The sequence below is a fragment of the Geobacillus sp. PLS 41 genome (assembly GCF_056494105.1).
This window is the reverse complement of record NZ_CM151395.1, coordinates 3,158,014-3,169,514: the sequence shown is the minus strand read 5'-3', so window position 1 is coordinate 3,169,514 and position 11,501 is coordinate 3,158,014. Positions and strand designations below refer to the sequence as shown.

The 11,501-nt window shown below is 50.2% G+C and carries 8 protein-coding genes and 4 pseudogenes; 10 read left to right on the top strand and 2 right to left on the bottom strand.

Going from position 1 to position 11,501, the window contains the following annotated elements:
* Positions 1 to 25: 25 nt before the first annotated feature.
* Positions 26 to 280 (bottom strand): GlsB/YeaQ/YmgE family stress response membrane protein, encoded by a 255-nt coding sequence (locus ACVX3G_RS15855; protein WP_014195211.1) that lies wholly within the window; start codon positions 278 to 280, stop codon positions 26 to 28.
* Positions 281 to 603: 323 nt separating this feature from the next.
* Entirely contained in the window at positions 604 to 984 is a 381-nt protein-coding gene (locus tag ACVX3G_RS15850) for a hypothetical protein (RefSeq protein ID WP_014195213.1), read from the bottom strand.
* Between the two features lie 708 nt (positions 985 to 1,692).
* On the opposite strand from ACVX3G_RS15850, the gene ACVX3G_RS15845 reads away from it, so the two are divergent.
* From ACVX3G_RS15845 to ACVX3G_RS15800, 10 genes and pseudogenes are all read left to right on the top strand, one after another.
* Complete coding sequence (locus tag ACVX3G_RS15845) at positions 1,693 to 2,214, top strand: DoxX family protein (RefSeq protein ID WP_014195214.1); 522 nt, start codon at positions 1,693 to 1,695, stop codon at positions 2,212 to 2,214.
* A gap of 227 nt (positions 2,215 to 2,441) precedes the next feature.
* The gene (locus ACVX3G_RS15840) at positions 2,442 to 3,434 is read left to right on the top strand and encodes an electron transfer flavoprotein subunit alpha/FixB family protein (RefSeq protein ID WP_049787560.1); all 993 of its coding nucleotides are present in this window, start codon (positions 2,442 to 2,444) and stop codon (positions 3,432 to 3,434) included.
* Positions 3,427 to 4,320: pseudogene (locus ACVX3G_RS15835) on the top strand (FAD-dependent oxidoreductase); the annotation flags it as partial. The gene ACVX3G_RS15840 and the pseudogene ACVX3G_RS15835, both read left to right, overlap by 8 nt.
* Positions 4,321 to 4,596: 276 nt before the next feature.
* On the top strand, positions 4,597 to 6,039 hold the full coding sequence (locus ACVX3G_RS15830; protein WP_014195217.1) for a glycoside hydrolase family 1 protein: 1,443 nt from the start codon (positions 4,597 to 4,599) through the stop codon (positions 6,037 to 6,039).
* A 136-nt stretch (positions 6,040 to 6,175) separates the two neighbouring features.
* On the top strand, positions 6,176 to 6,718 hold the full coding sequence (locus ACVX3G_RS15825) for an NADPH-dependent FMN reductase (RefSeq protein WP_020278731.1): 543 nt from the start codon (positions 6,176 to 6,178) through the stop codon (positions 6,716 to 6,718).
* A gap of 386 nt (positions 6,719 to 7,104) precedes the next feature.
* Positions 7,105 to 8,012 (top strand): annotated as a pseudogene (locus tag ACVX3G_RS15820) (YIEGIA domain-containing protein).
* 5 nt (positions 8,013 to 8,017) lie between these two features.
* Positions 8,018 to 8,221, top strand: coding sequence for a capping complex subunit for YIEGIA (locus tag ACVX3G_RS15815; RefSeq protein WP_025039189.1), 204 nt, complete (start codon positions 8,018 to 8,020; stop codon positions 8,219 to 8,221).
* 169 nt (positions 8,222 to 8,390) lie between these two features.
* A pseudogene (locus tag ACVX3G_RS15810) lies at positions 8,391 to 8,711 on the top strand (IS701 family transposase); the annotation flags it as partial.
* Positions 8,712 to 8,805: 94 nt separating this feature from the next.
* A complete protein-coding gene (locus ACVX3G_RS15805) occupies positions 8,806 to 10,464 on the top strand; it encodes an IS1634 family transposase (protein WP_014194949.1) in 1,659 nt (552 codons plus the stop codon).
* A gap of 128 nt (positions 10,465 to 10,592) precedes the next feature.
* Positions 10,593 to 11,471, top strand: a pseudogene (locus ACVX3G_RS15800) (IS701 family transposase); the annotation flags it as partial.
* Positions 11,472 to 11,501 lie beyond the last annotated feature (30 nt).

The following is an 11,501-nucleotide window of genomic DNA, read 5'->3' as shown; positions in this document are numbered from 1 at the left end:
CATTGCGACCCTAAGGTTTTTGGAATCACGCCGTCCTGTGCCATCTGCGAATGACAAAACTTGCAAGCAAAATGAGGATAACGGAACCGATCAGCGCGGGGATGATGTCAAATCCGCCGATGGTCGGCCCCCAGTTGCCAAAGAGCGCCGTTCCAAGCCAGGCTCCGATAAACCCAGCAATAATGTTGCCAATGATTCCTCCTGGAATATCGCGGCCCGTCAGAAGACCTCCCAGCCAACCGATGACGCCCCCGACGATTAAGCTCCAAAGAAACGACATGGATGATTCCTCCCTCAAATCATGAAAAGGATTCTTTTGTAATTTATATTGTGCGTCAAAAGGAGCATCAATTATGCACGCAAAAGCCCCATCATACTTTATCGGCGCGCATTCTCTGTTTTGGGCGTTTTGTCCGGGGGCAGAGTTTTGGCTGCGTATTGGAAACCATTGTGTTCATGATAACGGATAAATCGCCAGCTTCTCTTCCGTCTTCGTGCGCGGCCGGGCAGGAGGGGATTTGATCCGGGATCGAAGAAGCCGAGATGCAAAAGTCAAAACCGCGCTTGACTTGCAGTCAAACGCGGCTTTCGGATGAAGGAAAACTAGCGAATGGTTTCAAGCTGCTTGGCCAAATGGTGGAGTTTTTTCTCGTGTTGGATGGTTTTGGACGCGAGGAAATGGACGGTTTCTTGCGTTTCGGTCAGCTCCACGCGCAAGCCAGCGAATTTTTGTTCGAGTCGGTCGAACCGCTCGTTCACCTCGGCGCGAAATTGCTGCATCTCCGCTCTCAGCTGGTTGGCCGTTTCTTGCATTTCCGCTCTCAGTTGGTTAGCCGTTTCTTGGATTTCTGCTCTCAACTGGTTGGCGGTGTCTTGGATTTCCGCTCTCAGCTGACTTCCCATTTCGTCAATTTGGGTGCGGATGTCGCGGGAAAATATTTTCAGCGCCTCGACCACTTCTTTCACCACCGTATCGCGCTCCATGCTTGTTCACCTCCTCTTTTTTGATTATACGACGTGAAGCAGGGAAAAGAAAAGGACGTTTTGAATAAGATTTTTCTCTGTTAATGGATGGTTGGCTTGAGTTGCGGCGTCGTGATTGGTCCATGATCATGGTGGCGTTTTGAGGGAACAGGTGGCTCGGCTTATTTTTTGTAATTTTTAACAAATATAACCCGAGTTCGACAGTTTTGAGGCCATTTTAGGCAAATGGAAATGATCAAAATGCTGTTATATCAAGCACTTCGTGGTGCGGATCCTAGAAAAAACTTCGAATTTCACAGGCACACGATTTATTCATTTATTCTTTTAAAAACGGAGACCTTTCTCAACGAACCGAGCTGACGTCCAAGCAAGCGCAACTCTTTGCGGCTCTAGGCTGGAGCCTCCGCCGAAGATCCTAGGCATCCATCCTCGCGCCTAGATACACGCTCAAGGTATGCCCAAATGCCTCCGATCCCCTTTTGTATCAAGGGACGTTGCCTAGTGACTGTCGAACTCGGGTCGAACTCAGGCCATCTTTTTCCCTTCATTTCTCTTCATAATCGTTGCCGCCGTACATGCCTTTTCACCATTTTGCCATAGTTTTTTGAATATATTGTGAAATGGTGAACAAACTTATTTCGTTTGTCTGAAAAAGGAGTATGATAAAAGTGTAAGGAACATCTTCCAAAATGAGAGGGGAGACATACAATGGTAGTAAAATGGCTGCGCGAACACGTTACAGCGTCAGCGTTGATGGTAGTATTGAGGCTGTATTTAGGATATGAGTGGATGGTGGCGGGATGGGAAAAAATCACACAAGGGTTTGACGCCACCGGATTTTTAAAAGGAGCATTGGCGAAGGCCACGGGCGAACACCCGGCCGTGCAAAGCTGGTGGGCGGCGTTTATCGAAAACGTAGCGCTGCCGAATGTCGGATTATTCAACTTCCTCGTGCCATGGGGCGAATTTCTCGTTGGGATCGCACTTATTCTCGGATTGTTTACGACATTCGCCGCCCTCATGGGAGCAGTCATGAACTTCGCCTTCATGTTCTCGGGCACGACGAGCACGAACCCGCAAATGGTGCTGCTGACGGTGTTCATTCTCGTCGCTGGAGCGAACGCGGGCCGCTACGGTTTGGACCGTTGGGTATTGCCGTATCTCCGTGAGCGGATGGGCAGCATGCATCGCCCGAATCATCCGCACCGTCCGGCTGCGGCGCATAAGTAACCGTGGGTGCATTCTTGAAACGGGTGCGAACTCCCCCTTGAACGGCTGCTTCTTTCCATATGGAGGGAGCGGCCGTTCGTTTTGTTCACTGGCGGCGAGTGATTGAGTATATTTTTTTGAAAAAAGTGTTTTATCTTTGATTGGATCGCGTTAGTTGAGTGTTAAAACAATATTAATATCATTTTTATTATCTATATAATAGGAATGCTTGTTTCTATCAGAGGAAGGTGACCCCTGTTTCCTTGGAGTTGCTTGGAGCCGGGCGGACGCTGGCGGATAAACGCGGCACCGAGCTTGGCGGAGTGCTGATTGGAAGTGGTGTCAAACCGCTTGCGCCGACGTTGTTTGCCTATGGGGCGGATGTCGTTTATGTATACGACGATCCGATTTTTGCCCATTACCGGACCGAGTCGTATATGCGCGCTTTGCTTGACTGTTGTCAAAAGTATAAACCGGAAGTGCTGCTGTACGGGGCGACGCCGACAGGGAAAGACTTGGCGAGCGCCATTGCCACTGATTTGCCGACCGGACTGACGGCGGATACGACGATTCTTGATATCGAGGAGGACACTGGATTATTGTTGGCGAGTCGGCCGGCGTTTGGCGGTAATATTATGGCGACGATTTTGTGCAAAAAGTACCGACCGCAAATGGCGACAGTCCGGCCGAAAGTGATGAAGGCGCTTTCACCTGACCCGGCACGGACCGGCCGAATCGTTGAAGAGCGGATCGAGCTGCGCGAGGAGGAGATGCGGACGAAAGTGCTTGAAGTCGTAAGGCAAACAGTAAAAAAGGCGCGTATCGATGAAGCGGATATCGTCGTTGCCGGCGGCAAAGGGATGGGCAGCAAAGAAGGATTTCAGCTCATCCATGAGCTGGCGGATGTCCTCGGTGCGGCGGTCGGCGCGAGCCGCGATGTCGTTGAAGCAGGCTGGATCGACCACCATCACCAAGTGGGGCAAACCGGGGTGACGGTGACGCCGAAAATTTATTTCGCCATCGGCATTTCCGGTGCGATTCAACATATTGTCGGCATGCAAAACTCTGAGCTGATCATCGCCATCAATAAAGATCCGAACGCGCCGATTTTCCAAGCGTGCCATTACGGCATTGTCGGCGATGCGCTGGAGATCGTGCCGCTACTCATTAAACGGTTGAAAGAAGAGCTTCCGAAATTAAACGCATCGGCCGATGCGAAGGAGGAAATCCGCCATGCCTGAAAAGTTTGATTGTATCGTCGTCGGAGCGGGGCCGGCCGGAACGGCGTGCGCCTATGAGCTCGCCAAAGCCGGAGTCAACGTATTATTGCTTGAGCGCGGCGAATACCCAGGATCGAAAAACGTCATGGGCGGCGTGCTCTATCGAAAAATGATGGAAGACATTATTCCGGAGTTTTATAAAGAGGCCCCGCTCGAGCGGCCGATCGTTGAGCAGCGGTTTATGCTGATGGATAAAGAGTCGGCGGTGACGTTCAGCTATAAAGGATTGGAGTGGGGGCGCGAGCCGTACAACAACTTTACCGTTTTGCGGGCGAAGTTTGACCAATGGTTTGCCGAGAAAGCAGTCGAACAAGGGGCGTTGCTCGTTTGTGAAACGGTGGCACTCGAATGCATCGTTGAAAAAGGCCGCGTCGTCGGTGTCCGCACCGACCGCCCGGACGGCGAGGTGTATGCCGATGTCGTCGTGCTGGCGGACGGCGTGAACTCGCTTTTGGCGAAACAGCTCGGGTTTCACCGCGAATGGCGGCCGGATGAAGTCGCGCTCGCAGTGATGGAAATTGTCAAGCTCGATAAAAAAGTGATCGAAGAACGTTTCAACCTTGAGCCGGAGCAAGGATGCACGATCGAGCTGCTCGGCGATGCAACAAAAGGCATATTAGGAACCGGATTTTTATACACCAATAAAGACACCTTAAGCATCGGCGTCGGCACGCTGCTTTCCGGGCTGATCAAACATAAAATCAAACCGTACGAGCTGCTCGAATATGTCAAAAACCATCCGATGATCCGGCCGTATCTCCAAGGGAGCGAGCCGGTCGAGTACTTGGCGCATTTGATCCCGGAAGGCGGCTACCACTCGATGCCGAAAGTGGTCGGGGACGGTGTGGGCGAGGGGAATCGTGCTTGAAATGAATGATCACTCTTGCCACGTGTTATGGGAAGACCGTTTCGTCAGTTGGGAGAAAAAAGAGCTGTTAACGGTCGATGTGGAGTTGACGAAAAGGCAAACGATTCGTGTTTCTTCCGATGTCAACCAACCCGTTGTAAGGGTGGTTTTTTATGGGGGAGAAGAAACAGCGGAACGAAGCATTCGTCGGTGTAGGCGGAGCGGCGTTTGTGGTAAGCTAGTGGGGAGGCATACTTGCACAGGAGGGACTGACTAGTGGTTACAACGAACGAGGCGTTTCCCACCAACTTTTTATGGGGAGGAGCGACGGCGGCCAACCAGATCGAAGGAGGATTTGGCGAAGGAAACAAAGGGGTAAGCATTGCCGATGTGCTTCCGGGAGGAAAGATGAGGCAACAACTGCTTAGGGAAAAAGGGTTGCAGTTTGCCATTGATAAGGAGAAGTACACATACCCGAACCATGAAGCGATCGACTTTTACCACCGGTATAAAGAGGATATAGCCCTGTTTGCTGAGATGGGATTTAAAGCGTTCCGCCTATCGATCGCCTGGACGCGCATCTTCCCGAACGGCACCGAGCTTGAGCCAAATGAAGAAGGGCTTGCCTTCTATGATCGGGTGTTCGATGAGTTACATAAATACGGGATTGAGCCGGTGGTGACGATTTCCCATTATGAAATGCCGCTCCATTTGGCCAAAGAATACGGTGGCTGGCGGAGCCGCGAACTGGTAACGTTGTTTGAACGTTACGCCAAGGTGATTTTCCAGCGTTATAAAGATAAAGTGAAATATTGGCTGACGTTTAACGAAATAAACGGTGCGCTCCATTTTCCGCTCATGAGCATGGGATTTGTGCCGGAAAGCGAAGAGACGAAATATCAAGAGTTGTTTCAAGCGTTCCATCATCAATTTGTCGCCAGCAGCCTGGCGGTGAAGGCGTGCCGCGAGATCATTCCGGACGCAAAAATCGGCTGCATGATTCTCGCCGCCCCCGTGTACCCGTACGACTGCAATCCAGAAAACGTCATGCATGCACTTGAAGAGGAGCGGCTGTTGAATTTCTTTTGCGCCGACGTTCAAGTGCGCGGCGAGTATCCATCCTTTATGAAACGCGTGTTCGACGAGCGCGGGGTGAAACTCGATATTCGCGACGGGGATTTGGAACTGATCAAGAAGCATACGGTCGACTATATCGGTTTAAGCTACTATATGTCCGTCACCCAGAAAAAAGACAAGATGGATGATGAGCTCATCCCCGGCAGCGTATTTGATGGGGTGAAAAACCCGTTCCTTAAAGCGAGCGACTGGGGCTGGGAGATCGACCCTATAGGGCTGCGCATCATTTTAAACCGGTTGTACGATCGGTATCGCGTACCGCTTTTTATTGTGGAAAACGGGCTTGGGGCGCATGACAAAGTGGAAGAAGACGGCTCGATTCACGACGATTACCGCATTGACTATTTGCGCCGTCATATCGAAGCAGCGCGTGAAGCGATCGCCGATGGCGTCGAATTGATTGGCTATCTCGTATGGGGCTGCATTGACCTCGTGAGCGCCTCGACCGGCGAGTTTTCAAAACGGTACGGGTTGATTTACGTCGATAAACACGATGACGGCAGCGGCACGCTCGAGCGGAGAAAGAAAAAGTCGTTTGATTGGTATCAAAACGTCATCGCGACGAACGGGGAAGAGTTATAATGGGAATGACCGCAAGGGGAATTTGAAGCAAAAGGCAGCTGATGGAATCGAATGGCAAAATAGTAAGGGAATGCGCGCTCGCCTTGCGCTGCGGGGGAAATTGACCATCAACCCCATTTGAAGGAGGACGAAAATGATGAACATTGTGGCTCTTGTCGGAAGCTTGCGAAAAGACTCATATAACCGGAAATTAGCGGAGTTTATGCGAGAACGGTACAAAGACAAATTCCAATTGGACATTGCCGATATCGGCGCTCTGCCGCATTACAATCAAGACGATGAACTCGATCCGCCCGAAGTCGTGGCGGCATTCAAGCGGCAAGTGGCGGATGCGGACGGGGTTTTGATCGTGACACCGGAGTACAATTGGTCCGTTCCCGGCGTGCTGAAAAACGCGCTAGATTGGCTGTCGCGTGTGGACAAAGTGTTGGTCAATAAACCCGTGATGATTGTCGGAGTATCGACAGGGATGATGGGAACAATCCGAGCCCAGCTTCATTTGCGCCAAATCTTGCAAAGCCCGGGGCTGGCTGCGAAAGTGTTGCCGCCGGCCGGGAACGAGGTGCTGGTGAATGTTGCAAGCCAAAAATTCGACGAAGCGGGAAATCTCGTTGATGCTGCGACGGTGGAATTTTTGGATCAAGTGATCGGGCGGTTTATCGAATGGGTCGGGCGCTAATGGCGACGGACTTCTTGCCTTCATAGATTGTGCGAAACAAAGGGTTGATCCAAAACGCACTCGCATTTTGGGTCAGCCCCTTTTTTGGCGTTAGTACTGTATCTTATTTTTTAGAATGTGTGTACTCTTTGTTTTGAGGACATATTGCACCTTTGGAGTAGTGGGCAAAATCAAATGTTTAACATTTGAGAAGAATGCCTACACTGAATGATGATATCAAAGCTTAGGCGGTTTTCGTTTGAAAAAGGACAATTGATTCGGGACGAAAAGACGATCATCCCCATCACCGACATGACGGCGAACGAAGCATACTCATTATAGAAAAATGTGTGAAGCTGTATCATGAAATTCTGAATATATCCAGCATTTCTTGAAGGGGTAGGCATATGAATGAAGAGTTGATTTCCGCCGAACATATTGCCATGATCGCGACAGCCGTTGTGTTAGGGACTTTAGCCCGTTTGTTGACGATTAAGGAAGATTTCCGACAATATCCGAGCTATCCGAATGGTTATTTCATTCATCTTGTAACAGGTTTTGTTGCTTCTTCCTTAGGCGCGGTTGCTCTTCCAGCATTAATGACAAAAAATTTTGTCGCTGTGACGTTTCTTGTATTAGCCATTCAACAATTTTGTGATGTTCGAAAAATGGAAAGGTACAGCTTAAAGGACCTTGAGAATACTGAATATACTTATCGCGGAAATGCTTATTTGACGGGATTGCAAAAACGTTTGAGGCGAGAAATTACCTAGCCTTAATCGTTTCCTTTTCCACCGCATTAACGATGCAGCTGCTGCCGGGGGCATTATGGGCGGATATGGTGTTTGGAGTCAGCGTGGGAAGCGTTGTTCTTTTTGTTTTAAAGCGGTTTTCAAAAGGAAAAACGATAGCCGATATTGCGGATGTTAAAGAAGGAAAAATCGAAATTAACGGTTCTGAGTTATTTGTCGACGGCATTTATATTTCTAACCTTCTTGGCACAGAAAATGCCCAACGATTGTTTCAGACTGAGGGAATGGCCGTTGTCATTTATCCGCGGGAAGAGCATTTTCGCATTGCGTTGGATAACTACGGACAGCGGCAAGCGGCCTTGTTTGAAGCAACGAGAGCGGTTGGGATCAAGCGGTACCATTTTACGCGAAAGGATTATGAAAAAGGGAGAATTGTGATTGTACTCGTACCAATTATAAGAGATATTGACAAATTTATTGCGGCTGTCAGACAAACTCCATTGCTTGAAAGTTTGCGAAAAAGCCATGCTGTCATGAAAACAAACTGGGTAGGAAAGGAGTAAGAAAAATGGGGAGAGAAGCATCAGAAAAGCCTCCTTATGAAATACTAGCAATCATTACACGAAGACAAAACAGGATTTTAGGTGGGAAGGCGCTGGCTTTATGGGCGGAAAGTGAGGAGGAGCAAAAAGCGATGACGATATATAAGTTGAAACTTTGTTTTACATCCAGTAGAGCGCCCACCGCATTCTATCAAAATGACTTGTTATGAAGGAAAACAGAATCGAACAATCGGAAAATCTTTATTGCAACTTATATACTGTAGATGAGCAAATTCACTGACATAAATTGACAACTAAACAAAAAAGGAGACATGAACCGGACTCCTTGGGTAAAATAGATGTGTTCAAAACCCATTCACACAAGGAGGTTCATGTCTCATGAATAGATTAGCACATCACCAAGGAATCCACAAGTTTTTCTTCACGCTGGGGTTGACGCTGCAGCTTTCCAAACCGGTCATCAAGCATCTCATTCATATTGTCGATGCCTTGACCACCAAGGGATTCTCGGGAACATTGACTGATATTCATTACTGGAGCTTTCACCCGAATCATCGAACGACGCTCAGTCACTTTTTCACGAAAAGCCCTTGGAACGAGGAAAGGCTGCTTGGGAAGCTTCAAGAGTGGATCCTTTCCCAGGTCGAACGACTGGCCAAACGGAAGAATCAACCCCTTTTTGTTTCGATTGATCTCACATTTCGCACCCTCTCGACGAAAATCGGGAGGATTTTTTCGTTCCGATGTCGAATGAATCCTTGACACACAAGGAACGTAAAGGAGTTTTTCTCTTATGAACGTTCAAGTCAAAAAGGTCTATCGCAATCATTATTTGAATATAATAAGTGCCCTATTCAAGAAACTGGGCCTGCCCCAATTGATTGACCATCTCGTTCCCGTTGATCCACAGTGCCAGACTCGAGTCAGCGATGCCGTTCAGGCCATCATCTACAATATGTTTGACGGCCGGCAAGCCCTCGTTCACGTGGAACGATGGGCTCAGGAGATCGATCTAGAGAAACTCATCCGTCCCGGTCTCCATCCTTCCTGGTTGAACGACGATGCCTTGGCTCGTCATCTCGACCGCTTGTATGAGGCCGATATTCACAAGGTGATCAGCACTTGCTTGATTCACATTTATCGCAAAGAAGGCCTTTCCCTCCGAGCCTTTCACGCCGATACGACGGACAAGACGGTTTACGGCGCGTATGAATCGGCCTCATTAGAGGCTTTGCAGATCACACATGGCTACAACCGCCATCATCGTTGGCAAAAACAGATCGGTTTCGGACTGGTCGGCAACGAGGACGGCATCCCGTTTTACGGCGATGTGCACGATGGCAACCTGCCCGATAAAACATGGAATCCCGAGGTGCTGTCTCGTGTCCATGAACAGCTGAAGCAGGCCAAAATCGAAGACGAATGGATTTACGTGGCCGATTCCGCCGCGATGACGAAAGAGACCCTGGCGCAAACCAAAGCGGCCAACGCCTTTTTGATCACCAGAGGCCCTTCGTCGCTCCGGATCGTGAAAACCGCGCTGGCCGAAGCGGATGCTGAGGACACGACGTGGAGCGATCCCTTTACGTTGGCGGAGAGAAACGGCGCCACGTACCGGGTATGGGAAACGGCCTCGACGTATGAAGGCCACCCCGTTCGGCTGATCGTTGTTGAATCGAGCGCGCTCGACCAGCGAAAAGGAAAGACGCTTGAAAAAGAACGAACCAAAGAAGCGGAGCTTCTTCGCGAGGAACAAGCCCGTTGGGAGCGTCACCCCTTCTCCTGCCGGGAAGATGCCGAACAAGCCTTGGCGTCCCTCAAGGCGTCCCTTCGCCCCCGGTTTCATCGGGTTGAGGCCGCGGTCGAAGAGATCGTACGCCTGAAAAAACGGCGCGGACGGCCGAAAAAAGGGGCGGAACCCGAGGTGGAGACGCTGTATTTCTTGCACCTTGACGTCGAATTCGACCAAGACGCGTGGGAACAGGCGAGACGGAAAGCGTCCCGGTTTGTCCTCGTCACGACCGTTCCGAAGGAATGGAAGGGCCAACCCATGGATGCCCAAGAGATCTTGAAGCTGTATAAAGGGCAGATCTCGGTGGAAATGAACTTCGCTTTTTTGAAAGATCCGTTTTTCACGGATGAGATTTACGTCAAAAAACCAGAACGGGTCGCAGTATTAGGCTATTTGTTTCTGTTGGCCTTGGCGATTTACCGCGTTTTTCAGCGCCGAGTGCGTCAGTTTATTACTCCAGAACACCCGTTGAAGGGTCCTGGAGGCCGCAAGCTGACCCGGCCGACGGGACAGGCGATTTTTCAGCTGTTTCAATATGTGAACGTCGTCCTGTTCAAGCTGCCGGATGGGCGCATCCAACGCTCACTGGATCGCTCCCTTACCCCTGATCAGCGAAGGATTCTGCAGGGATTGGGCATGGATGAGAGCATCTACGTGTAACGTGATACGGAACGACCAGCGATGGTAAAAAAAGGATTGCCATCGCTCGTTGTGTTGGTCAAAAAGTTATTCTGAAAAACTAAATAAAAAATCCTTTGTTTTGACCTTGTTAGGGTGCGAAATGTGAGATTGATGATACGATTTGCCAAAAAACAAAGCCTTCGTCACGGGCTGTGCACGCCATTCAAGGGTGCGACTGGCACTACTCGCATAAAGATCATCAATCGGTCTGGGGGCATTCGCTCGTTTGGCTGATGGTGCACACCTTCACGCAGGCGTTCCCATTTGCGTTCCGCCTGTATGACAAGAAAGCGGGAAAAAGCAAGATCGACCTGGCGATTGAGATGCTTTCCTCGCTCAAGGTGAAGCGGGCTCAGCCGGTGTATGTGCTCATGGATTCGTGGTATCCGTCCAAAAAGCTCATCGAAGCCTGTCTGAAACAGGGATTCCATGTCATCGCGATGCTCAAGACGAACCGGATTCTCTACCCGAAAGGCATCGCCATCCAAGCCAAGCAGTTTGCCCGCTATATCGAGTCCAAAGACACCCGCCTCGTCACGGTGGGGCAGGAGCGTTATCGCGTGTATCGCTATGAGGGGGCCATCCATGGCCTCGATGACGCGGTGGTGCTGCTGGCTTGGAAGGCGGATCAGCCGATGGCGCCGGAACATCTTCATTGCATCTTGAGCACCGACCGGGAACTCGGGGACGAAGACATCTTGCGTTACTACGCCCAGCGCTGGACGATCGAGTGCTTTTTCCGGCAGGCGAAAGATCAACTGAAGCTGGATGGATACCGCGTTCGCCACATTCGGGCGGTGAAACGGTATTGGGCGGTGGTGCTGTTGGCCTGCGTGTACAGCATCGCCGAATCCCGACAAAACCTCTCCACCGGGCTGGAGCTTCTTCGGTCGCGGAAAGACCACAGCGTCGTCGAGTTCATTTATGACGCTGCAAAGCAAGATATTCCCATTGATGTGATCAAAAAACAGCTCCGTATCGCGTAAGGGGTACCCTGTTTGTCTCTCTAACCATGG